Annotated in this window: 22 protein-coding genes; 17 read left to right on the top strand and 5 right to left on the bottom strand. The window is 74.4% G+C overall.

The genetic code is table 11. The features are described from left to right. Nucleotides 1-66: 66 nt before the first annotated feature. Nucleotides 67-696 (bottom strand): Rv1733c family protein, encoded by a 630-nt coding sequence (locus LQ326_RS04305; protein ID WP_234532640.1) that lies wholly within the window; start codon nucleotides 694-696, stop codon nucleotides 67-69. Continuing rightward, nucleotides 693-851, bottom strand: coding sequence for a hypothetical protein (locus LQ326_RS04300; protein ID WP_234532638.1), 159 nt, complete (start codon nucleotides 849-851; stop codon nucleotides 693-695). Before LQ326_RS04300 ends, LQ326_RS04305 begins: the two co-directional genes overlap by 4 nt. Nucleotides 852-1,266: 415 nt before the next feature. Here LQ326_RS04300 and LQ326_RS04295 point away from each other — a divergent pair, with 415 nt between their 5' ends. Together LQ326_RS04295 and LQ326_RS04290 are read left to right on the top strand one after the other, a co-directional pair. Next, nucleotides 1,267-1,722: a pyridoxamine 5'-phosphate oxidase family protein gene (locus tag LQ326_RS04295; protein ID WP_234532636.1), complete on the top strand. Its 456-nt coding sequence runs from the start codon at nucleotides 1,267-1,269 to the stop codon at nucleotides 1,720-1,722. A gap of 397 nt (nucleotides 1,723-2,119) precedes the next feature. Beyond that, nucleotides 2,120-3,268: a site-2 protease family protein gene (locus LQ326_RS04290; RefSeq protein ID WP_234532634.1), complete on the top strand. Its 1,149-nt coding sequence runs from the start codon at nucleotides 2,120-2,122 to the stop codon at nucleotides 3,266-3,268. Nucleotides 3,269-3,481: 213 nt separating this feature from the next. On the opposite strand, the gene LQ326_RS04285 is transcribed toward LQ326_RS04290, so the two are convergent. Then, entirely contained in the window at nucleotides 3,482-4,537 is a 1,056-nt protein-coding gene (locus LQ326_RS04285) for a lysylphosphatidylglycerol synthase transmembrane domain-containing protein (RefSeq protein ID WP_234532632.1), read from the bottom strand. A gap of 368 nt (nucleotides 4,538-4,905) precedes the next feature. On the opposite strand from LQ326_RS04285, the gene LQ326_RS04280 reads away from it, so the two are divergent. Further along, complete coding sequence (locus LQ326_RS04280) at nucleotides 4,906-5,373, top strand: avidin/streptavidin family protein (protein ID WP_234532630.1); 468 nt, start codon at nucleotides 4,906-4,908, stop codon at nucleotides 5,371-5,373. A gap of 85 nt (nucleotides 5,374-5,458) precedes the next feature. Here LQ326_RS04280 and LQ326_RS04275 read toward each other — a convergent pair whose 3' ends face one another. Continuing rightward, nucleotides 5,459-6,511, bottom strand: coding sequence for a class I fructose-bisphosphate aldolase (locus LQ326_RS04275; protein ID WP_234532628.1), 1,053 nt, complete (start codon nucleotides 6,509-6,511; stop codon nucleotides 5,459-5,461). Between the two features lie 269 nt (nucleotides 6,512-6,780). On the opposite strand from LQ326_RS04275, the gene LQ326_RS04270 reads away from it, so the two are divergent. Beyond that, nucleotides 6,781-7,656, top strand: a complete 876-nt coding sequence (locus LQ326_RS04270) for a universal stress protein (RefSeq protein WP_234532626.1) — start codon at nucleotides 6,781-6,783, stop codon at nucleotides 7,654-7,656. Nucleotides 7,657-7,698: 42 nt separating this feature from the next. Here the strand turns inward: LQ326_RS04270 and LQ326_RS04265 are convergent, their stop codons facing one another. Further along, nucleotides 7,699-8,724 carry a 6-phosphofructokinase gene (locus tag LQ326_RS04265; protein ID WP_234532850.1) on the bottom strand — a complete coding sequence of 342 codons (1,026 nt, stop codon included), beginning with the start codon at nucleotides 8,722-8,724 and terminating at the stop codon, nucleotides 7,699-7,701. A gap of 315 nt (nucleotides 8,725-9,039) precedes the next feature. On the opposite strand from LQ326_RS04265, the gene LQ326_RS04260 reads away from it, so the two are divergent. The 13 genes from LQ326_RS04260 (at nucleotide 9,040) to LQ326_RS04200 (ending at nucleotide 21,155) form a co-directional block, all read left to right on the top strand. Continuing rightward, the gene (locus LQ326_RS04260; protein WP_234532624.1) at nucleotides 9,040-10,260 is read left to right on the top strand and encodes a PAS domain S-box protein; all 1,221 of its coding nucleotides are present in this window, start codon (nucleotides 9,040-9,042) and stop codon (nucleotides 10,258-10,260) included. 20 nt (nucleotides 10,261-10,280) lie between these two features. Further along, the gene (locus LQ326_RS04255) at nucleotides 10,281-10,637 is read left to right on the top strand and encodes an STAS domain-containing protein (RefSeq protein WP_234532848.1); all 357 of its coding nucleotides are present in this window, start codon (nucleotides 10,281-10,283) and stop codon (nucleotides 10,635-10,637) included. 2 nt (nucleotides 10,638-10,639) lie between these two features. Continuing rightward, nucleotides 10,640-11,068, top strand: coding sequence for an anti-sigma regulatory factor (locus LQ326_RS04250; protein ID WP_234532623.1), 429 nt, complete (start codon nucleotides 10,640-10,642; stop codon nucleotides 11,066-11,068). Then, nucleotides 11,056-12,069, top strand: a complete 1,014-nt coding sequence (locus LQ326_RS04245; protein WP_234532621.1) for a SpoIIE family protein phosphatase — start codon at nucleotides 11,056-11,058, stop codon at nucleotides 12,067-12,069. The genes LQ326_RS04250 and LQ326_RS04245 overlap by 13 nt, the downstream gene beginning before the upstream one ends. 41 nt (nucleotides 12,070-12,110) lie before the next feature. Next, nucleotides 12,111-13,286: a sensor histidine kinase gene (locus LQ326_RS04240; protein ID WP_234532619.1), complete on the top strand. Its 1,176-nt coding sequence runs from the start codon at nucleotides 12,111-12,113 to the stop codon at nucleotides 13,284-13,286. A 123-nt stretch (nucleotides 13,287-13,409) separates the two neighbouring features. Then, the gene (locus LQ326_RS04235) at nucleotides 13,410-13,931 is read left to right on the top strand and encodes a hydrogenase maturation protease (RefSeq protein WP_234532616.1); all 522 of its coding nucleotides are present in this window, start codon (nucleotides 13,410-13,412) and stop codon (nucleotides 13,929-13,931) included. Then, nucleotides 13,928-16,216 (top strand): carbamoyltransferase HypF, encoded by a 2,289-nt coding sequence (gene hypF / locus LQ326_RS04230; RefSeq protein WP_234532614.1) that lies wholly within the window; start codon nucleotides 13,928-13,930, stop codon nucleotides 16,214-16,216. Before LQ326_RS04235 ends, hypF begins: the two co-directional genes overlap by 4 nt. Nucleotides 16,217-16,222: 6 nt before the next feature. Beyond that, nucleotides 16,223-16,489 (top strand): HypC/HybG/HupF family hydrogenase formation chaperone, encoded by a 267-nt coding sequence (locus tag LQ326_RS04225; RefSeq protein WP_234532604.1) that lies wholly within the window; start codon nucleotides 16,223-16,225, stop codon nucleotides 16,487-16,489. Between the two features lie 102 nt (nucleotides 16,490-16,591). Next, nucleotides 16,592-17,731, top strand: a complete 1,140-nt coding sequence (locus LQ326_RS04220; protein ID WP_234532602.1) for a 4Fe-4S dicluster domain-containing protein — start codon at nucleotides 16,592-16,594, stop codon at nucleotides 17,729-17,731. Next, nucleotides 17,728-18,192, top strand: a complete 465-nt coding sequence (locus tag LQ326_RS04215; protein WP_234532600.1) for a Crp/Fnr family transcriptional regulator — start codon at nucleotides 17,728-17,730, stop codon at nucleotides 18,190-18,192. The genes LQ326_RS04220 and LQ326_RS04215 overlap by 4 nt, the downstream gene beginning before the upstream one ends. Further along, nucleotides 18,189-18,995 (top strand): FAD/NAD(P)-binding protein, encoded by an 807-nt coding sequence (locus tag LQ326_RS04210; protein WP_234532598.1) that lies wholly within the window; start codon nucleotides 18,189-18,191, stop codon nucleotides 18,993-18,995. Before LQ326_RS04215 ends, LQ326_RS04210 begins: the two co-directional genes overlap by 4 nt. A gap of 1 nt (nucleotide 18,996) precedes the next feature. Next, nucleotides 18,997-19,797, top strand: coding sequence for an NADH-quinone oxidoreductase subunit B family protein (locus tag LQ326_RS04205; protein WP_234532595.1), 801 nt, complete (start codon nucleotides 18,997-18,999; stop codon nucleotides 19,795-19,797). Further along, nucleotides 19,794-21,155: a Ni/Fe hydrogenase subunit alpha gene (locus LQ326_RS04200; RefSeq protein WP_234532593.1), complete on the top strand. Its 1,362-nt coding sequence runs from the start codon at nucleotides 19,794-19,796 to the stop codon at nucleotides 21,153-21,155. The genes LQ326_RS04205 and LQ326_RS04200 overlap by 4 nt, the downstream gene beginning before the upstream one ends. The last annotated feature ends 6 nt before the right edge of the window (nucleotides 21,156-21,161 follow it).

The raw sequence follows: 21,161 nt of genomic DNA, 5'->3' as shown, positions 1-21,161 counted from the left end.
AGCCCGGTGCGTATCCGCGCGGACCGGTGTCCAGCGGGCAGCCCTCGCGCAGGGGCTGTGCGGGGGTCAGCCCTTGCCGCCGCTGAAGTTGCGCCACTGGGGGCCGACTCGCCGCCACTCGTCGTCCCATTCGGCGAGACGGCGCCCGAGCAGCCGCCGGCGGACCAGCCGGCCGCCGCCGTAGACCGCGGTCACGGTCAGCTGCCAGCCGAGCACACCGGCCGCGACCGTCTCGAAGGTGGCCGCCGCCTTGCTCGGCGGAGCGCTGACCAGCTGCTCGCGACCGTTCACCCGGACCTGGACGTGGCTGCCGGCGGCGGCCGTGGGGACGGCCTTGGCCCGGCCGGTGCGCACGGTGCCGTCCGCGGCCGTCCACCGGACCGTGACCCATGTCCTGCCGATGTCGTAACCGGCCGTGACGGGCGTGCCCTCCGCCGCGTCCTCGGTCAGTACGGCGGACACCGAGCGGGTGTCGGCCCGCCGTTCGGCGAACGTGTGATCGACGGTCTGGGCCACGGCCCAGCCGGCGAGCACTCCGCCGAGCAGGGCGACGGCCCAGATCGCGAGCACGATCCAGGCCTCCACGACGTCGCTGTGCCGCCGCAGCGGATTGCGCCGCCATCGCCACCACCACGACCGGCCCCGCCTCCGGCGGCTGCCGGCGCCTGCCTGCTTCCGGGAGCTGTCGCGGTTCATGATCGGGCGCCTCCCCGCGTGGTGACGGCCGGGGTGTTCATCAGCCACCGCCGCCTGGCCTCGGCCTCGGCCATGCACTTGAACGCCGCGTCGCGGCGCAGGGCGGCGACATCGCGGGGCGTCACGTCGCGCACCGCGGACGAGGTGCCGGTCATGGCGGCCTCCAGCAGTCAGATGCCGTACTTCGGCACCTTCAGCCTCGGCCACCCGGCCGCGCCGGGGCATGGGCCGAGCGGCCCCGGGCAGCGGTCCGGATTTCCTCAGGCCGGCGGCCGTCCACGGCGCGCGGCACCCCCGGCGGCCGTGGTCGGCCACGGCCGGGCTCCTGACAGCCGGAGCCGTGGTGGGCGTCCGCCCGCAGCAGGCGGCCCCGGCCGGTGCACCGGTGCATAAGGGCCGATCGGCCCCCGTCGCGGGACCAACGGCACCTGCGCCGGAGCACGTCCGGGAAGAGAGTTGAGCCAGGAGCGGCGCCGATCCCCCGCGGTGTCGCTCCGTTCACCCGACCTTCAGCACCTCGACGAGGCACGTCCGCCGCGCCGGGGGACGACTCACCGACGGAACCCCGCCATGGTCAACGAGGACAGCGCACCCGCCCGTGTCGCCGGTGCGCGCCGGAGTGTCGAGCTCGACAGCTCGGAGGCGCTGCGACTGCTGGGCACGGTGTCGCTGGGGCGGATCGTCTTCACACGGCAGGCCCTGCCCACCGTCCGCCCGGTCAACCATGTGCTGGTCGACGGCGACATCGTCATCCGCACCCACGAGGGCGCCGCCCTGACCTCCCGCACCCGGCAGGCCGACGGCACCGGGGTGGTGGTCGCCTACGAGGCCGATGTCATCGATCCGGACACCCACCTGGGCTGGAGCGTGGTGGTCACCGGCTTCGCGCACCTGGTGACCGACCCGCGCGAACTCGCCCGCTACGAGTCGCTGTTGCGTCCCTGGCTGGACCGGACCATGAAACACGCGGTGCGCATCCACCCGGACCTGGTGACCGGCATCGCCGTCGTCGGCGACGAGGACTGAGCGGTCACCCGTGCGCCGCGACCGCGACCGGCGCCCCGCAGCCCGGCCCGGCGCGGGGGCCGACCGGGCTCGCCCGGGGCCGCGATCGGCTTCGCCCTCGACGGCGCCCGCGGGCGGGGCGGACGGCCGCGAAGCGGTGTCCGGCCGGAAGCTGCCCCGGCTGTTCGTCGGGATCGCGTACCGGCGCCCCTTCCTGCCGCGGGGCAGGGCCGGTCGGCCCCGTGGCTGCCCGCAGTGGCCCATCGGACGGGGTCGCTCGCCTCATGGTGCGGCCGGTGGACGTCCGCGAGGCTTTGTGCGGCGGCAGGCGCCACCGAGGCCGGGGCCACCGGTGGGCCCGGGCACCGCATCCACCATGCACACAGGGCCGTGAGCCCGTGAAAGACGAGGCGAGCCGATGGAAGAGACGCTGTCACTCGGCCGGATCGCGGGGGTGCGCGTCGGCCTCCACTGGAGCGTGCTGGTCATCGTCGTCCTGGTGACCCTCGCGCTCGCACAGGGCCGCTTCCCCGCCGCCCATCCCGGCCATTCCGCCCTGCTGTACTGGGCGCTGGGGCTGTTGACCGCGGTGGTCTTCCTCGCGTCCCTGCTGGCACACGAGCTGGCACACGCGGTGGTCGCCCGCCGCAACGGCGTGCCGGTCGAGGGCGTCACTCTGTGGATGCTCGGCGGCGCCGCCCGGCTGAGCGGCGAGGCTCCCACGCCGGCCGCCGAATTCCGTATCGCCAGTGTGGGTCCGCTCACCAGCCTGCTGGCGGGTGGCCTCCTGGCCGGCGCGGCCGTGGGGCTGGACGCGCTGCACGCGTCGGCGCTGCTGGTGGAGGCGGTCGCCTGGCTCGCCGCGATCAACGTCCTACTGGCCGTCTTCAACTCGCTGCCCGCCGCCCCGCTCGACGGCGGCCGGCTGCTGCGGGCGTACCTGTGGCGGCGCACCGGTGACCGGCTGCGGGCCACGCGGGGCGCCTCGGCGGCGGGCCGGGCGCTGGGCTGGTTCATGGTGGTCACCGGGTTCGCCGCGGTTCTCCTCCGCGGTGACCTCTCCGGGCTGTGGGCCGCCCTGCTCGGCTGGTTCCTCATCGCCGCCGCCACGTCCGAGGCCCGGCAGGCGGAGATCCGGGGGGTCCTGGACGGCGTCCCGGTGAGCCGTGTCATGACCGGCGGCCCGGTCACCGTGCCGGCCAACGCGACGCTCGCCGGTTTCCTGGCCGAGGGACCCTTCGGCCACTACCGTCATTCCACGTTCCCCGTCACGGCGGCGGACGGAACGGTGATCGGGCTGCTGACGATTCGGCGCCTCGATGCCACACCGCCCCAGGAACGTGCGAGGACCACGGTCCGCGAGGCGATGCTCCCCCTCTCCGAGTGCGTCGTCGCCACTCCGGAGGAGCCGGTGCTGGACGTGCTCGCCCGCTTGGAGGCGAGCCCGGTCCGCCGCGCCCTGGTCCTCGCGGACGGCCGTCCCGCCGGCATCCTCGCCCTGTCCGACATCGCCCGCGCCCTGACCTGGCCGGCCACGTCCGGCCGGCCGGGGCCGCAGCGGCGGTGAGCGCACCGGTCCCCGCGAGCAAGGGCCGCTTCACAAAGATGCCGGAGGACGTCGTCTTCACCGTCGCGTACTCCGTGCGCGGCGCCGGGCACGCCGTCCACGGCCTGCCCGGCGTCGACCGCGAGATCCCCGGCGTCCACCACGCCCTCGCCGGCGGTTCCCGGCACCGCACCGAGGACCGGACCGGTGGGGGTCCGCGCGGGCAGGGGCCGGTCAGAGACCGTCGTGCGCCGCGTGTGCCTCTTCGAGGGCGAGGCCGACCCAGCAGGTCCAGCCGATGGGTTGCAGCGCCCAGTAGCTGATGACGCGGTAGAGGAACGTCGCGGCGATCGCCTGCGCGGCCGGCAGTCCGCAGAGGGCGAGCAGGGCCGACAGCGTCGCCTCGGCGATGCCCAGGTTCCCCGGTGTCAGGTGCAGGCTGCCGGCCAGCTGGGTGAGGGCATAGGCGAGAAGCAGTCCCCGCCAGGGCACCTCGATGCCCAGGGCCGACATCCCGGCGGTCAGGGCCGCCGCATCGAACACCCAGTTCAGGAAGGCGTACCCGAGCGGCCACAGCCAGGGCAGCGGCCGGGGCTGTGCCGCGCGGGCCTGGCGCAGTACTCCGGCGAAGTCCGACTCCGCGCGGCGTACCCGCGGGAACCGCCGGCCCGTGCCCGCCCAGAGGCGGCGCAGCAGGCGGCGGAAGCCGCCGTAGCGGGACAGGGCGAGGAGCACCAGCGCGGCGAGGAGAACGGGCAGCAGCGCGTCCACGACCGGGCGCACCAGGGCGCCGGGGCCGGTCCGGCCGGCCACCGCCACGCCGAGGGCGAAGACGAGGAAGAGGCCCGCCGCCGACGCCGCGCCCGCGGTCACCAGGACGGCGGCGGCGAGCACCCCGCCCGCACCGCGCCGGGACAGGTGGCGCAACAGCCAGGCGGCCGAGAAGGCCGCGCCGGCCGGCAGCGCACCCGACATCGCGTTGGCGGCCACGGTGGTACACGTCATCCTGGCCATGCTCCACCGCACGCCCCCCACCGCCAGCAGCCACCGCGGCACGGCCGCGAAACACAGCAGGGACATCACCTCGAGTGCGACGGCGGCGCCGAGACCGGCCGGCCGGACGCGGGCGACCAGGTGGTACGCCTGCGCGATCTCACTCCGCCGGAAGACGGCGGCCACCACCGCGGCCGCCACGACGAGCACCGAGCAGAGCCACCAGATCCGGCCCGGCCGGGTGACGTCGCCCGGCTCCGGTCCGGTGTCCCCGGCTGGGGTCCCCGGCTGCGGCATGGAACCCCTTCGAGAGTCGGCGCGAGCGGCGGAGCCGGTCGCGGCAGCGGGATCGGTACGCCGTCGCATGTGGTCACCCCGCTGCCACGGACCACGATGCCGCCCGGCGCCGGCGCGCGCAGCCGGGTGCGGCCTGCCGGGCGTCACCCGCCCGGGACATCGCAGGGGACTCCTGAGGCCGGGTGGCCGCGGAGACGGTCTGTTCGGCCCTGGTGGCCCGGGGAGTGACGCATCTGTACTGGGAGGAAGAAGGGCGGACGACGCCACCCGCCGCCGGACGCCGGGAGGCGCCTCGTGTCCGGCCGGTGACCGCGGTTCCGAACGCGGAGCCACGCGGCGCCCCGCGCGCCTTTGAGGGAGGACGAACGATGAGTATCAGCGGAGACTGGTACAACGAGATCGGCTCGCACATGCGGATCACGGTCGAACCGACCGGGGGTGTCAAGGGCACCTACTTCTCGGCGACCGGTCACGCGGTGGGCGGGTACCCGCTGGTCGGGCGCTACGAGGCGGCCGCGGTCCCGGACCGCGGGACGCCGCTCGGCTGGACGGTGGCCTGGCGCAACGAGCGGACCGACGCCGAGTCGGTGACCAGCTGGAGCGGCCAGTACCACGAGGACGGCGAGGAGCGGATCTGCGCCGCCTGGCTGCTCACGGTGTCCGCGATCGCGGCCAACACCTGGGAGGCCACGGCCGTCGGACAGGACGTCTTCACCCGCCGGCCGCCCTCCCCGGAAGACGCCGGTCGGCGTCTGCGGCACGCCGGGACCGCCTCCCGCCCCGGCCCGGCCGGCACAGATGCCGGCACCGGCATCGGCGAGGTGACGCCGGTCTGAGGCGCCCGGGACGCCCGCTGGGCGCCGGGCCCCCGGCCACCCCGCCACGTCAGGCCCGTCAGGCCCGTCAGGCCCGTCAGGCCCGTCAGGCGACGGTGACACTCTCGTCGAGGTAGACGTCCTGGACGGCGTGCAGGAGTCCGACCCCCTCCTCGGTGGGGCGCTGGAAGGCTTTGCGGCCGGTGATGAGGCCGGTGCCGCCGGCCCGCTTGTTGATCACCGCGGTCCGTACCGCCTGGGCCAGGTCCCCCTGGCCGGCCGACGCGCCGCCGCTGTTGATCAGACCGACGCGGCCCATGTAGCAGTTGGCGACCTGCCAGCGCGTGAGGTCGACCGGGTGGTCGGTGGTGAGCCGGTCGTACAGCAGCGGGTGGGTCTTGCCGAAGTCCAGCGCGCGGTAGCCGCCGTTGTTCTCGGCCTGCTTCTGTTTGACGATGTCGGCCTCGATCGTCACACCGAGGTGGTTGGCCTGGCCGGTGAGGTCGGCGGAGACCGCGTAGTCCACGCCGTCCTTCTTGAACGCGGAGTTGCGCAGGTAGCACCACAGCACCGTGAACATGCCCAGTTCATGGGCCCTGGCGAAGACCTCGCTGGCCTCCCGCAGCTGGCGGTCCGACTGCTCCGAGCCGAAGTAGACCGTGGCGCCGACGCCGACCGCGCCGAGGTCGAAGCACTGCTGGACGTCGCCGAACAGGATCTGGTCGTAGTGGTTCGGGTAGGTGAGCAGTTCGTTGTGGTTGAGCTTGACGATGAAGGGGATCCGGTGCGCGTAGCGCCGCGACACCGCGCCGAGCACACCGAGGGTGCTGGCCACCGCGTTGCAGCCGCCTTCGAGGGCGAGTTCGACGATGTTCGCGGGGTCGAGGTAGCGGGGGTTGGGGGCGAACGCCGATGCCGCGGAGTGCTCGATGCCCTGGTCGACCGGCAGGATCGACACGTATCCGGTGCCGGCCAGCCGGCCCTGGTCGAAGAGTGACTGCAGGTTGCGCAGCACCCGGGGCGAGCGGTCGGTCCCGGACACCACCCGGTCGACGAAGTCGGGGCCGGGCAGGACCAGGTCGTCCCGCGGGATTCCCTGGGCGGAGTAGGTCAGCAGGTCCTTCGCCTCATCGCCCAGCAGCTCTTGGATGTCGGTCATGGTCTCCGCCTCTCCTGTCCCGCGGAATGCCGAGGGAGACGGCCGCACACCTGCGGGCAACGGGACGTGCCACGGGCCGTGCGGCCGTGTCGCGGGTTCCCTGCCCATCATCCGCGCGGGCGGACCGTCCGGCAGAGCCGGTCGGGTCCTTCGCCGGGGCCGAACGGCCCGCGTGCGGGCGAACGTCCCGTCCGCCGGGACTTCCGAGGGCTCCGCGGTGGAACAGTGCGGGAGCGCGTGAACGGGCCCGGCGGGCGAAGGAGGACACGATGGGTCAGCCCGTACTGGCGGGTGTCGACGGATCCGGGCACAGTCTCGCCGCGGCCGAGTGGGCGGCGCGGGAGGCGGTGCTGCGGGATGTTCCCCTGTACCTCGTGCACGCCACTCCGCCACTGCCCGGCGGTGAGGTTCCCGACCAGGCCCGGGAGACGCTGCGCCGGGTGGGTGAGCGCATCGTCCAGGGCGTGATCGCCGACCTCGGTGCCCGTCACCCGGAGCTGCGGGTGCGCGGCGAGCAGAGCGCCGGCGCCCCGGCCGAGGCGCTGCTGTCCCTGGCGGCCGGTGCCGGGCTGCTGGTGGTCGGGGCACGGGGCTCGGGCGGCTTCGACGGCCTCGCGGCCGGCTCGGTGGCCCTTCGGGTGGCGGCCGCGGCCGACTGCCCGGTCGTCGTGGTGCCCGGACGGCGGCTCGGCGGTTTCGGGAACGGCACGCGTCCGGCGGGCGCCGTCCCTCCGGTGGTGGTGGGGTTCGACGCGCATCGCCCGGTCGCGGAGGTGGCGGACTTCGCGTTCGGAGCGGCCCGCGGGCGCGGCGCGGTCCTCCGGGTGGTGCAGGCCTGGGTCTTCCCCGCCGAGGCCGTCTCGCCCAGGACGCTGTTCGTGGCCGAGGAGGACCGTGCCACCTGGGAGGACCAGGAGGTTCTGCGGCTGTCCGACGCCCTGCGCGCCCCGCAGGAGAGGTATCCGGAGGTGACGGTCCGCGCGGATGTCGTGCTGCTGCATCCCGCGCAGGCGCTCCTGAACTCCTCCCGCGAAGCCGGTCTGCTGGTCGTGGGCCGGGGCGGCGGGGGCCGGCTGGGACCGGTCACGCACGCCGTACTGCACCACGCCGGCTGCCCGGTGGCGGTCGTACCGCACGGCGGCTGACGCCCGCGGACCCGGCCGGCCGGTCCAGGAGCTCCTCGGCCGTCAGCCGAAGAACACCTCGAACTCCTCGTACAGGGACGGATCGACCACCTTGGTCGGCGTCTCGGCGTCGGGGATCGGGACCCGGACGATCCGGGTGCCGTTCAGGGCGACCATCGTGCCGAAGGCGCCGTCCTTGACCGCGTCGACGGCGTGCAGCCCGAAGCGCGTGGCCAGCCACCGGTCGAAGGCGCTCGGCGTGCCGCCGCGCTGGACGTGGCCGAGCACGGTCGTACGGGCGTCCGTGCCGGTGCGTTCCGAGATCTCCCGGGCCAGCCAGTCGCCGATCCCGGACAGCCGCACATGGCCGTACTCGTCCAGCGACCGGTCCTTGAGGACCATCTGCCCCTCCTTGGGGACGGCTCCCTCGGCGGTGACGACGATCGGCGCGTAGTGGAACTCGAAGCGGCTCTTCACCCAGGCGCACACCTGGTCGATGTCGAACGGCCGTTCCGGGATGAGGATCACGTTGGCGCCGCCCGCGACACCGGCGTGCAGGGCGATCCATCCGGAGTGCCGCCCCATCACCTCCACCACCAGGGTGCGCATGTGCGACTCGGCGGTGGTGTGCAGGCGGTCGATGGCCTCGGCCGCGATGCCCACGGCCGTGTCGAAGCCGAAGGTGTAGTCGGTGCCGGGCACGTCGTTGTCGATGGTCTTGGGCACGCCGACGATCGGGATCCCCTGGCGGCTCAGCTCGGCGGCGACGCCCAGCGTGTCCTCGCCGCCGATCACGACCAGGGCGTCGATGCCGTGCGCGGTGAGGGTGTCCCGGATGCGGCGCACGCCGTCCTCGTGCTTGAACGGGTTGGTGCGGGACGACCCGAGGATGGTTCCGCCGCGCGGCAGGATCCCCCGCACCTCGGGGACGCCCAGCGGCACCACATGGCCCTGGAGCGCCCCGAGCCAGCCGTCCCGGAGGCCGGCGAACTCGAAGCCGTACTCCTGGACGCCCTTGCGGACGACGCTGCGGATCACGGCGTTGAGACCGGGGCAGTCACCGCCGCCGGTCAGTACTCCCACCTTCATGGTTTTCATGGTTCCCTCCCCCTCTGTGCCTGGGTGAGGTGCTCTGCCGATCGTGAGATCCATTCTGGGCGACGGCGCTCGCGTCGGCGACTCGCGCGACGCGCGCATCGGGGGCCGTACGGCGACGGGGACCGGCCCGAGGAGCCGTGCGGGCGCCACGACAGGCCCGGTGCGAAGGCAGGCCGGAGCATGGCGAAACAGGCCTGTCCGGCGGCTCCCGGCAGGTAGCATCAGCCGCGCCGGTGATCGGGAACACGTGTACGATCATGGGGACCGGTCTGCGGATCGCTGATAGGTGAAGGGCGGGGCCTGGGGATGACTGCATCATCGGCGGACGGACAGGATCCGCAGCCGAGGCTGCGCGATCTGGAGGCGATGCTGGACGCGCTCGCCGATCACGCCGTGATCAAACTGGGCCCGGCCGGTGAGGTGGCGCGCTGGAGCCGCGGCGCTCAGGCGCTGACCGGCTACACCGAGGCCGAGATCCTGGGACGGCCGGTGTCGGTGCTGCAGACGGCGGAGGACCGGGACGCGGGGCTGATGGCCCAGGAACTGGAAACGGTACGGCAGCACGGCCGGCGCGAGTTCGACGGCTGGCGGGTCACCAAGAGCGGTGAGCGGTTCCTGTCCCACATCACCCTGACGCCGGTCGTCGGGGACGACGGTTCGGTGACCGGGTTCGTCAAGGTCCTGCGGGACGTCACCGAGTCGGCGCGGACCGAGTCGCTGTTCCACGCGCTGCTGGAGTCGGCCCCGGACGCCATGGTGATCGTGGGGCCGGACGCGCGGATCGTCCTGGTCAACCGGCAGGCCGAGGCGCTGTTCGGCTTCGAGCGCGACGAACTGGTCGGCCAGGAGATCGAGGTGCTCGTCCCGACGCGCTTCCGCCGCGACCACTTCGGCCACCGCAGCGGGTTCCTCGCCGCCCCCCAGGTGCGGCCGATGGGCGCCGGTCTGGAGCTGTGGGGGCTGCGGCGGGACGGCACCGAGTTCCCCGTGGAGATCAGCCTGAGTCCGCTGGAGACCGCCGAGGGCCGGCTGGTCGCCGCCGCCATCCGGGACGTGACCGAGCGCCGGGAGACCGAGCAGCGGCTGCAGCGCCAGCGCGACGAGATCCTGGAGCTGTCCACGCCGGTGATCCAGGTGTGGGACAAGATCCTGGTGCTGCCGATCATCGGCACACTGGACACCCTGCGCGCCACCCGCCTGACCGAGGGACTGCTGGACAGCATCGCCCGGTCCCAGGCCGAGGTCGCCATCCTGGACATCAGCGGCGTACCCACCATCGACACCCAGGTGGCCCAGCATCTGCTGAAGACGGTGCAGGCGGCCGCGCTGATGGGCACGGTGAGCATCATGAGCGGGGTCCGCCCGGAGACCGCTCAGTCCATGGTCCACCTGGGCATCGACATGGGCCGGCTGCGCTCCCGCGGCACCCTGCAGGACGCACTGCAACTGGCACTCACCGTGCTGGCCGAACGGTCCGGGACGGCGCAGACGGCCGCGCGGACGCTGACGTCCGGGGAGCCGCGGTGAACGAGGACGTGGTGCCGGTCATGCGGATCGGCGACACGCTGCTGGTGGCACTCCAGGGCGACCTGGACGACACCACCGTGATCAGGATCGAGGAACAGCTCACCCGGGAGGTCTCCCGTACGGCCGCGACCGGCATGCTCATCGACGTCAGCCGGCTGACCATGGTCGACTCCTTCATCGCCCGGGTCCTGGCCCGCATCGTGGCCATGGTCCGGCTGCTCGGGGCGCAGGCGGCGGTGGTCGGGATCCAGCCCGCCGTCGCCATCACCCTGGTCGAACTCGGCGTCCCCATGGGCCACCTGGACACCGCGCTCAACGCCGAGCAGGGCCTGGCCCTGCTGGAGCGGCTGCGCCGCGGCGACACCGGTTTGGACTGACCATGCCGACGGAGACGGAAACGGGCCGCGGGCCGGCCGTGTTCGACATCGTCGACGAGTCCGATCTGATCCGCGTCCGCAAGGTGCTGCGCACCGAGGCGGAGGCGGCGGGGCTCAACCTCGTCGACACGACCAAGCTGATCACCGCGGGCAGCGAACTGGCCCGCAACATCCTCAACTACGCCACCGGCCGCCGCGGGCGGGTCCGCGTCGAGCAGGTGCGGCGCCAGGGCAAGCTCGGGGTACGGGCCACGTTCGCCGACGACGGCCCGGGGATCGACGACGTCGATCTGGCCATGACCGACGGCTTCAGCACCCGCGGCAGCATGGGGCTGGGGCTGCCGGGCGCGCGCCGGCTCGTGGACGAGCTGACCCTGACCTCCGCGACCGGATCAGGCACGACCGTGGTGATCGTGAAATGGCAGCGGTGAGCGAGGCCGCGCACCGGCTCTGCGTCGTCGGACCCGAGGAGGACGTGGGCGCGCTGCGCCGCACGGTGGCCCGGCTGGCGGCCGGCCAGAGCGGGCTGCGTCCCGGCACGGCCGAGCTGGTGGCCACCGAACTGGGCACCAACCTGGTCCGGCACGCCCATCCCGGCGGCTATGTGCTCGTCCGCAAGGCCGGCGACGGGATCGAGCTGATCTCCGTCGACCGTGGTCCTGGGATGCCTGCCGGAGCCCTCGCTCCCGCCGCCGCGGCCGCTCCCCCCACCCGCGGGCGCGGGCTGAACGCGGGACTGAGCGTGGTACGCCGGCAGGCCGCCGAGTTCGACTGCTACTCCTCCAGGCGCGGTACGGTCGTCTACGCCCGGCTCGGCAGCGGCGACGCGTCCCCGGCCGGCGGCTGGCGGTTCGGCGCCGTGAACGTCCCCCTCGGCGGCGACGGCGAGTCCGGGGACGCCTGGGCCGTCGCGCCGGGCCGCAGGCCGGCCGCCATGGTGGTCGACGGCCTCGGGCACGGTCCGGCCGCCGCCGCCGCGGCCCGCGCCGCGGTCACCGTGTTCGGGCGTGACCCGGCCGCCGACCCGGACACCCTGGTCAAGCGCGCCCACGAGGCGATGCGGGGCACCCGGGGTGGTGTGCTGGGCACCTGCCTGATCGATCCCGAGCGCGGCGAGCTCACCTACACGGCGGTCGGCAACATCACCGGACGTGTTCTCACCGCGGGCCGCAGCGTCCATCTGCTGGACCGCCCCGGAACCCTCGGCACCCACTTCCCGCCGCCCACCACCCGCTCCCAGCACTGCCCGTGGGAACCCGGCAGTGTCCTCGTCCTGGCCAGCGACGGGATCCGGTCCGGCTGGCACCTCGACGAGCACCCACGCCTGCTGGAGCACCACCCGGCAGTGGTCGCCGCGGTGCTGCACCGCGACCACTGCCGGTCCACCGACGACGCCACCGTGCTCGTGGTCCGCGCCGACGGCACGGCATGATGGAGCAGCCTCAACCCACCTCAGCCGAAGGACGGTCAGCCATGGGGAACCCCGACGGCCTCCGCCCGCTCGACGACTCCCACGACACGCCCCGGCAGACCGGTTCGGCACGTCAGGCGCACCTGATCGACGAGCTGCGCCAGGAGCTGGAGGACACCAACCGGGGCCTGATCGCCCTGCACACCGAGCTGGAGAACGCCCGGCGGGCCGAGGCCCGGCTGGCGGCCATCGTCGCCTCCTCCGACGACGCCATGCTCTCCCTGGACTCCGAGCTGCGCGTGGAAACGTGGAATCCGGGCGCCCGCCGCCTGCTGGGCCACACCGAGGAACAGATCGCCGGGGAGGCGGTCGGCACCCTCATGCCGGACGCGGCACGCGCCGAGTTCCGCACGGCGGTGGAGCAGATCCGCTCCGGTGGGCGTGCCGAGTCACACCAGTGCCGCTGGCACCGCGCGGACGGCACGGAAGTCGACGTGGCCGTCACCGTGTCGGCGCGGCGGGACGCCGACGGGGCGCTGGTCGGATACTGCGCCACGGCCCGGGACATCACCCACCAGCTCGCCGCCCAGGCCGAGCTGGCCTCGGCCCGGGCCGACCGGGAGGTGATGGCCGAACGCGACCGTATCGCCCGTGATCTGCACGACATGGTCATCCAGCGGGTCTTCGGCGCCGGACTCGCCCTGCAGAGCACCGCCGCCCGGCTGCACGGACCCGATGCCGACCGGATGCACACCGTCATCGACGAACTCGACGCCACCATCCGCGAGTTGCGCACCACCATCTTCGATCTCCACCAGCCCGCGCAGAAGGCGGCCAGCCTGCGCGCCCAGGTCCTCGACGAGGCCGCGGCCGCCCAGCCCCGGCTCGGCTTCGCCCCGGCCGTCGAGTTCGAGGGCCCGGTGGACGCGTCCCTCCCGGACGCGACCGCCGCCCATCTGCTGGCCGTGCTGCGCGAGGCCCTGTCCAACGCGGCCCGGCACGCCCAGGCCTCCGCCGTCACCGTCTTCGTCCGTGCCGACGCCGAACTGCTGCTGGAGATCACCGACGACGGCCGCGGGATCGACCCGGCCGTCACCCGCAGCAGCGGGCTCACCAACCTGCGCCGCCGCGCCGAGAAACTCGGCGGTACGTTCGCCGTCGGCCGCGCCCCGGCAGGCGGCACCCGCCTGCGCTGGCGCATCCCCCTGGCCGGCGCCCGCTCGGCGGCCACGACCTGACGCGCCGCGGGCGGCACCGCGGGAGCGGTCCCGGGGCCGCCGGTACCGGGAGGGCGCACCGGCCCCCCGGATGGGTCGTTCGGCCCCTGTGAGACCCTCGCGGCGCGCCGCACCGTGGGGGCCATGAGGGAACGCGCGCGCGTCACCGTGGTCGGCGTAGGGAACGAGTTCCGGCGCGACGACGGCGTGGGCTGGGCCGTGGTCGCCGGGCTGCGGGAGCGGGCCGGCGAGCGGTCGCTGCCGCCCGGCACCCGGTTCGCCACGAGCGACGGCGATCCCGGGCGGCTGATCGCGCTCTGGGAGGACGCCGGTCTCGCCGTGGTCGTGGACGCCGCCCACGCGCACCCGGGCTCACCCGGGCGGGTGCACCGGCTCGAACTCGGTTCCGGGCACGTGGTGCCGCCGTCGGCCACCAGCACCCACGGTCTGGGGCTGGGCGAGGCGGTCGAACTCGCGCGCGTCCTGGGCCGGCTGCCGGAGCGTCTGGTCGTGTACGCCGTGGAGGGCGCCGACGGTTCGTTCGGCACCGGCCTGTCGCCCGCCGTCGCCGCGGCGGTGCCCGGCCTCGTCGCAGCGGTCGAGGGCGAGATCGCCCGTCACCTGGGCGCGGTGTCCGGGAGCCCGGTATCCGGGGAGCGGTCATGACCGTGCGGCACTTCCGGGTGGACGGGATCGTCCAGGGCGTGGGCTTCCGGCCCTTCGTCTACCGCACCGCGGCCGAACTGGGGCTGGACGGCTGGGTGGCCAACGTCAACGGGCACGTCGAGGGCGAGGTCGCCGGTCCGCCGGGCGCCGTCGACGTCTTCGCCGCCCGCCTGCGCCACCGCGCGCCGACGCTCGCGCTGGTCCGCGAAGTGCGGCTGACGGAGAGCACCCGTCACGCGCCGCGCACCCCGGGCTTCCGGGTCCGGCACAGCCCGCCTGCCGCCCACGACACGGCCCCGCGGGAGATTCCGCCCGACGCGGCGATCTGCGCCGCCTGCCTGCGCGACCTGCGTGACCCCGCCGACCGCCGCTACCGGTATCCGTTCGTCAACTGCACCGACTGCGGTCCCCGGGCCACGATCATCGAGGATCTGCCCTACGACCGGATCCGTACCACCATGCGCCGCTTCCCGATGTGCGGTAGGTGCGCGGCCGAGTACGCCGACCCGGGCGACCGGCGCTTCCACGCCGAGCCCGTGGCCTGCCCCGTCTGCGGCCCGTGCCTGGCCTGGGAGGACCTGCGTGGTGAGGAGGCGCTGCGCGCGGCGGTCAAGACCGTCGCCGACGGCGGGATCGTCGCGGTCAAGGGGCTCGGCGGCTACCAGCTGGTGTGCGACGCGCGCGATCCACGCGCCGTGGCCGAGCTGCGGCGCCGCAAGCGCCGTCCGGCCAAACCCTTCGCCGTGATGGTGAAGGACGTGCGGGAGGCGGCCCGGCTGGCGCGGATCGGTGCCACGGCCCGCAAGGCGCTCACCGCCCCGGAACGCCCCGTCGTCCTGCTCGCCCGCCTCCCGTGGCACGGCACCCCGCCCCTGGCCGACGGCGTGCATCCCGGCCTGCCGCGGGCCGGTCTGTTCCTGCCCACCACGGGCCTGCACCACCTCCTCCTGGACGACCTGGACCGCCCGCTCGTGGTCACCAGCGGCAACCTCGGCGACGAGCCCATCGCCGTCGACGACGACGCCGCCCGCCGGGACCTGGCCGGTGTCGCCGACGGCTTCCTGACCCACGACCGGCCGATCCGGGCCCGCTACGACGACTCCGTGGTGCAGTTCGCGGGCCGGACCCGGATCACCGTCCGCCGCGCCCGCGGCCTGGCCCCGGCCCCGCTGCCGCTCGCCGTACGGGAACCGGTGGCCGGGGCGGGCGCACACCTGAAGCACACGTTCACGCTGGCCGCCGACGGCCGGGCCCACCTCGGCCCGCACACCGGCGACCTCTCCGGCCTGGCGGTCTTCGAGGCGTTCCGGGCGTCGTACGACCATCTGCGGCACCTCACCGGCATCAGGCCACAGGTCCTCGCGCACGACCTCCATCCCGGCTACCTGTCCACGCAGTGGGCGGCGCGGCAGCCGCTGCCCCGGATCGCGGTGCAGCACCACCACGCGCACGTGGCCGCCTGCGCGGCCGAGCACGGGGTGCGCGGGCCGTTCACCGGGGTGGCCTACGACGGGCTGGGCCTCGGCGACGACGGCACCCTGTGGGGCGGCGAGATCCTCGTCGCCACACTGAGCGGCTACCGCCGCGTGGGCAGGTTCGCGACCGCGCCCCTGCCCGGCGGCGACGCGGCCGTGCGCCGTCCTTCCCGGACGGCCCTCGGGCACCTGTTCGGCGCCGAGACGCCGTCCGGCCCGCTCCCGGACCCCCGGCTCGTCCGCGGCTTCACCGACCGCCTCGACGCGGCCGAGGTCGCCGCCGTGCGCGCCATGGTCGTGCGGAACGTCAACTGCCCGCGGGCCTCCAGCGCGGGGCGGCTCTTCGACACCGTGGCCGCGCTGCTCGGCCTCGCCGACCGGGTCTCCTACGAGGGCGAGGCGGCCGTACTCCTCGAAGCCGTGGCGGGCGAGGAACACGCGGTGCCGCTCGCCCACCGCCTGGTCCGCGCGGACGGGTTGTGGGTGTACGACAGCACGGCCACCCTCACCGATCTGCTGGAGCGGCGGCTGAGCGGGGAACCGGTGCCCCGGCTGGCCGCCGCCTTCCACCTGACCCTCGCGATCGTCACCGCCGGACTCGTCGCCCGGGCCGTGGCCGACGGCGCGCCCCGCACGGTGTGCCTGGGCGGCGGCTGCTTCGTCAACCGCCGGCTGCTGACCGAGGTCAGACGCCGGCTGCACGCGCAGGGGCTCCGGGTGCTGGTCGGCGAGCAGGTACCGGTCGGGGACGGCGGCATCAGCTACGGCCAGGCGGCGGTCGCGGCCGCGCGGCTGGCCGGGGAGAGGTGAGTCCGCATGTGCCTGGGCATCCCGGGACGCGTCCTGGAGATCCACGACGACGCCGGTCTGCGCATGGCCACCGTCGACTTCGGCGGCGTCCGGCGCGAGGTCTGTCTCAGCTGCACGCCCGACGCGGACGTCGGCTCGTACGTGATCGTGCACGTCGGCTTCGCGATCACCCGGGTGGACGAGGCCGAGGCACGCCGAACGCTGGACGTGCTGCGTGCCATGGCCGGGGCGGTGGAAGGAGAGCTGGGTGAGCCGCTCCCCCGACGGTCCTGACCGGCCCCCGCGAAGGGCCGGTCGGCCCCTGCCGCGGCCGCCGTGGCAGCCGGAAGCTGACGGTGGACGAATCCGGCACCGCCGCCGACGAGGAGGACCGCCATGACCGTCTCCGCGCCCTGCGCCGTCATCGACAAGGAGGGGCTGGACGCGCTCGTCGCGGCTCTGGTGGCCGAGGGCCGGACGGTCGTCGGACCCACGGTGCGTGACGGCGCGATCGTGCTCGCCGAACTGACGTCCGCGGACCGGCTGCCGTACGGCTGGGGAGTCGAGCTCGACGCGGGCCGCTACCGGCTCGTGCCCCGTGCGGACGGCGCGGCCTTCGCGCACAGCAGCGGACCGCAGTCCTGGAAGTCCTTCCTGCACCCGGCCCGCGAGCGGCTGTGGAGCGCCGACCGGACACCGCAGGGGGACCTGTCCTTCACGGCCGACGACGCCGAGCCGCCGTCGTACGCCTTCCTCGGCGTGCGCCCCTGTGACCTGCGGGCCATCGCGATCCAGGACCGGGTGCTGACCGGCGGGCGGTTCGAGGACTCCGGATACGGCCGGCGCAGGCGGCGGGCGCTGCTGATCGCGGCCGAGTGCACCGAGCCCGGCGCGACCTGCTTCTGCGTCTCCGCCGGCGGCGGGCCCGCGGCCGGCCCCGGGTACGACCTGGCCCTCACCGAGGTCGTGGACGGCTACGGCCACCGCTTCCTGGTGCGGGTCGGCAGCGAGGAGGGCGCCCGGCTGCTGGCCGAGGTGCCGCACCGCTCCGCCGACCAGGTCACCGAGGCCGCCGCCTGCGGCGCGGTGGACGCCGCCCGGGGTCGCATGGGCCGCGCCCTGCCCACGGTTGACCTGCGGACGCTGCTGGGCGCGAGCTTGGCGGCCGAGCGCTGGGACGATGTCGCCGCCCGCTGCCTGACCTGCGGCAACTGCACGATGGTGTGCCCGACCTGCTTCTGTACGACGACCGAGGAGGTCACCGACCTCACCGGCGACCACACCGAGCGCTGGCAGCGCTGGGACTCCTGCTTCGACCTGGACTTCTCCTCTCTGCACGAGGGCCCGGTCCGCTCCTCGGGGCGGTCCCGCTACCGGCAGTGGCTCACCCACAAACTGGGCACCTGGCACGACCAGTTCGGCAGTTCCGGATGCGTGGGCTGCGGGCGGTGCATCGCCTGGTGCCCGGCCGGCATCGACATCACCGAGGAAGTCGCCGCGCTGCACACCGAACTCGGGGCGGAGACGGAGCGATGACCCCCTCGATCACGCTGCGCGTGGAGCACGCGCTGCCGGCCGAGCATCGCGACCGGCTGCTGCGCCTGGCCCGCGAGGTCGAGCTGGGGCCGGGCACCCGGCTCTTCGAGGAGGGCAGCGACGCCGACCGCTTCTGGATCGTCCGCGACGGCACGGTCGCCCTGGACCTGCACGTTCCCGGCCGTCGCACCCCGGTGATCGAGACCCTCGGCACGGGCGACCTGGTCGGCTGGTCCTGGCTGTTCGAGCCGTACGTCTGGCAGCTGGGCGCGCAGGCGGTGACCCGGGTGCGGGCGTACGAGTTCGACGCGGTCGCCGTCCGGCTGATGTGCGACGGCGACGCCGAGTTCGGCCGTGACGTGTGCCGCTGGGTGGGCCGGGTGGTGTCCCACCGGCTGAACGCGGCCCGTGCCCGGCTCGTCGACCTGTACGGTGCCACCCCGGCGGGCGGTACGTCATGACCGCCGTTCCGGTGCCGTACCGCGTGGTCGAGCGCCGCCGGGAGACCGCGGACTCGGTCACCCTGCGGCTGGAGCCGGTCGGTGACGCGCTCGCCGAGTTCGCGCCGGGGCAGTTCGCGATGGTGCACTGCTTCGGCCGCGGCGAGATCCCCCTCTCGGTGAGCTCCGTCCAGGCCACCGGCGGTCTCGCGCACACGGTGCGGGGCGTGGGGGCCGTCTCCGACGGGCTGTGCGAGACCCGCGCCGGAGACGTCCTCGGGCTGCGCGGGCCGTACGGCACCGGCTGGGAGCTGGAGCGGGCCCGCGGCCGGGACGTGCTGGTGGTGGCCGGCGGCATCGGGTTCGCCCCGCTGCGGCCGCTGATCCTGCGCGCGCTGGCCGAACCGGAGGCCTACGGCCGGGTCAGCGTGGTCGTGGGCGCGCGCACCCCGGCCGACCTGATCTCCCGCGAGGAGCTGGAGCGGTGGCGGACGGCGTACACCGGGGTGACCGTGGACTGGCCGGACACCGCGTGGCGCGGGGACGTCGGGGTGGTCACCCAGGTGATGGGCCGGGCGCCCTTCGATCCCGGCGACGGCTGGGCGTTCGTGTGCGGACCCGAGCCGATGATCCGGGCCACCGCCCGCGATCTCGCCCATCTCGGAGTGCCCCCGGAGCGCATCCGGGTCTCGCTGGAACGCAACATGCGCTGCGCCACCGGGCACTGCGGGCACTGCCAGCTCGGCCCGGTGCTGGTGTGCCGCGACGGGCCGGTCGTCGGCTGGGACATGGCCGAACCCCTGCTGTCGGTGAGGGAGTTGTGACATGAGCGCGCAGCCCGAGCGGCCTACGCCCACACTCGCCGTCTTCAAGCTGGCCTCCTGCGACGGCTGTCAGCTCACCCTGCTGGACTGCGAGGACGAACTCCTCGCCCTGGCGGGCGCGGTGGAGATCTCGCACTTCCTGGAGGCGTCCAGTGAGATCCGTCCCGGCCCCTACGACCTGGCACTCGTCGAGGGCTCGGTCACCACGCCCCAGGACGCCGAACGCGTCCGCGCCGTCCGGGCGGCCGCGCGCCACCTGGTGACCATCGGCGCGTGCGCGACGGCCGGCGGCATCCAGGCCCTCAGGAACTTCGCCGACGTCGACGAGTACCGGCGGGTGGTCTACGCGCACCCCGAGTACATCTCCACGCTCGCCACCTCCACCCCCGTGTCGGACCACGTGGACGTCGACTTCGAGCTGCGCGGCTGCCCGATCGACCGGCGGCAGCTGCTGGAGGTGCTCACGGCGTTCCTCGCGGGCCGCAGGCCGGACGTCCCGAACCACAGTGTGTGCTTCGAGTGCAAGCGGCGCGGCACGGTCTGCGTGACCGTCGCGGAGGGCACGCCCTGCCTCGGGCCGGTCACGCACGCCGGCTGCGGGGCGCTGTGCCCGGCCTACCGGCGCGGCTGCTTCGGCTGTTTCGGCCCGTCCGGGTCGGTGAACCTGCCCGCGCTGATCCCGCTGCTGCGCCGCGACGGCCTCGACGAGGACGCCGTGGGGCGCTTCCTGCACACCTTCAACGCGGCCGCCTTCGACGCTTTCGACACCTTCGCCGCCTTCGACAAGGAGCAGAACCCGTGACGCACCGAGGATCCCGTGTCCTGCACGTCGGCTCGCTGTCCAGGGTCGAGGGCGAGGGCGCCCTCAGCCTGCGCGTCCACGACGGCACGGTCACCGAGGCCCGGCTGGAGATCTACGAACCGCCCCGGTTCTTCGAGGCGTTCCTGCGCGGCCGCTCCTACACCGAGCCGCCGGACATCACGGCCCGGGTGTGCGGAATCTGCCCGGTGGCGTACCAGATGAGCGCGTGCGCGGCGATCGAGGACGCCTGCGGGATCACCGTCGACCCGGCGGTCCGGGAGCTGCGCCGGCTGCTGTACTGCGGCGAGTGGATCGAGAGCCAGGCACTGCACATCTACCTGCTGCACGCCCCGGACTTCCTGGGGCGGGCGAGCGCGATCGAACTGGCCCGCACGGACCGGGCGGCGGTGGAGCGGGGGCTCCGGCTGAAGAAGGCCGGCAACTCGCTGATGGAGCTGCTCGGCGGGCGCGCGATCCATCCGGTGAACGTCCGGCTCGGCGGTTTCCACCGGGTACCGACGCGGGACGAACTCCGGCCGGTCGAGGCGGAGTTGCGGCGCGCCCTCGACGACGCGTGGGACACCGTGCGCTGGGTGGCCGGCTTCGACTTCCCGGACGCCCGCACCGACGCCGACCTGCTGGCGCTGGCCGCCCCGGACACGTACGCCGTCGAGAGCGGCACCCCTACGGTGCTGCGCGCCGACGGCACCACGAGCTCCTTCCCGGTCCGGGACTTCTCCGCACACGTCCGCGAGACCCACCTGCCGCACTCGACCGCGCTGCACTCACGGCTCGACGGGCGCCTGCACCTGACCGGCGCCCTGGCCCGGTTCGCGATCGGCGGGCGGCGGCTCACGCCGGTGGCCCGGCAGGCCGCGGTCGAGGCGGGGCTCGGGGATCCGCACGAGGGTGCCGTGTGCCGCAATCCGTACCGGTCCATCCTGGTGCGGGCGGTGGAGGTGGTGTACGCGGTCGACGAGGCGCTGCGGATCATCGCCGGGTACGAGCCGCCCGCGCACCCTTACACCGAGGTGCCGCCGGTCGCCGGCGTCGGCCACGGCGCCACCGAGGCACCGCGCGGTCTGCTGTACCACCGCTACGCGCTGGACGCCGAGGGCATCGTCACGGACGCCCGCCTGGTGCCGCCCACCGCGCAGAACCAGGCCGCGATCGAGGACGACCTGCGCCGCCTGGCCCAGCAGGCGATCGGCGAACGCGACCCGGGCGACGACGAGTTGACGGCACTGTGCGAGCGGGTGATCCGCAACCACGACCCGTGCGTCTCGTGCTCCACCCACTTCCTCGACCTGACGGTCGTCCGCACCTCCTCGTCCGCGCCCGGAGGCCCTGATGCCTGAACACCG

Source organism: Streptomyces shenzhenensis, from assembly GCF_021462265.1.
GTDB lineage: Bacteria > Actinomycetota > Actinomycetes > Streptomycetales > Streptomycetaceae > Streptomyces > Streptomyces shenzhenensis.
This window is presented reverse-complemented; position numbering and strand designations above follow the sequence as displayed.

Bases quoted from the DNA above. Each gene is read 5' to 3' on its own strand.
- LQ326_RS04295 (WP_234532636.1), top strand. From the start codon at position 1,267: ATGGTCAACGAGGACAGCGCACCCGCCCGTGTCGCCGGTGCGCGCCGG.
- LQ326_RS04275 (WP_234532628.1), bottom strand. From the start codon at position 6,511: ATGACCGACATCCAAGAGCTGCTGGGCGATGAGGCGAAGGACCTGCTG.
- hypF (WP_234532614.1), top strand. From the start codon at position 13,928: ATGACCGTGCGGCACTTCCGGGTGGACGGGATCGTCCAGGGCGTGGGC.
- LQ326_RS04260 (WP_234532624.1), top strand. From the start codon at position 9,040: ATGACTGCATCATCGGCGGACGGACAGGATCCGCAGCCGAGGCTGCGC.
- LQ326_RS04240 (WP_234532619.1), top strand. From the start codon at position 12,111: ATGGGGAACCCCGACGGCCTCCGCCCGCTCGACGACTCCCACGACACG.
- LQ326_RS04300 (WP_234532638.1), bottom strand. From the start codon at position 851: ATGACCGGCACCTCGTCCGCGGTGCGCGACGTGACGCCCCGCGATGTC.
- LQ326_RS04215 (WP_234532600.1), top strand. From the start codon at position 17,728: ATGACCCCCTCGATCACGCTGCGCGTGGAGCACGCGCTGCCGGCCGAG.
- LQ326_RS04225 (WP_234532604.1), top strand. From the start codon at position 16,223: ATGTGCCTGGGCATCCCGGGACGCGTCCTGGAGATCCACGACGACGCC.
- LQ326_RS04305 (WP_234532640.1), bottom strand. From the start codon at position 696: ATGAACCGCGACAGCTCCCGGAAGCAGGCAGGCGCCGGCAGCCGCCGG.
- LQ326_RS04220 (WP_234532602.1), top strand. From the start codon at position 16,592: ATGACCGTCTCCGCGCCCTGCGCCGTCATCGACAAGGAGGGGCTGGAC.
- LQ326_RS04255 (WP_234532848.1), top strand. From the start codon at position 10,281: ATGCGGATCGGCGACACGCTGCTGGTGGCACTCCAGGGCGACCTGGAC.
- LQ326_RS04280 (WP_234532630.1), top strand. From the start codon at position 4,906: ATGAGTATCAGCGGAGACTGGTACAACGAGATCGGCTCGCACATGCGG.
- LQ326_RS04210 (WP_234532598.1), top strand. From the start codon at position 18,189: ATGACCGCCGTTCCGGTGCCGTACCGCGTGGTCGAGCGCCGCCGGGAG.
- LQ326_RS04270 (WP_234532626.1), top strand. From the start codon at position 6,781: ATGGGTCAGCCCGTACTGGCGGGTGTCGACGGATCCGGGCACAGTCTC.
- LQ326_RS04285 (WP_234532632.1), bottom strand. From the start codon at position 4,537: ATGCCGCAGCCGGGGACCCCAGCCGGGGACACCGGACCGGAGCCGGGC.
- LQ326_RS04205 (WP_234532595.1), top strand. From the start codon at position 18,997: ATGAGCGCGCAGCCCGAGCGGCCTACGCCCACACTCGCCGTCTTCAAG.
- LQ326_RS04235 (WP_234532616.1), top strand. From the start codon at position 13,410: ATGAGGGAACGCGCGCGCGTCACCGTGGTCGGCGTAGGGAACGAGTTC.
- LQ326_RS04265 (WP_234532850.1), bottom strand. From the start codon at position 8,724: ATGAAGGTGGGAGTACTGACCGGCGGCGGTGACTGCCCCGGTCTCAAC.
- LQ326_RS04250 (WP_234532623.1), top strand. From the start codon at position 10,640: ATGCCGACGGAGACGGAAACGGGCCGCGGGCCGGCCGTGTTCGACATC.
- LQ326_RS04245 (WP_234532621.1), top strand. From the start codon at position 11,056: ATGGCAGCGGTGAGCGAGGCCGCGCACCGGCTCTGCGTCGTCGGACCC.
- LQ326_RS04290 (WP_234532634.1), top strand. From the start codon at position 2,120: ATGGAAGAGACGCTGTCACTCGGCCGGATCGCGGGGGTGCGCGTCGGC.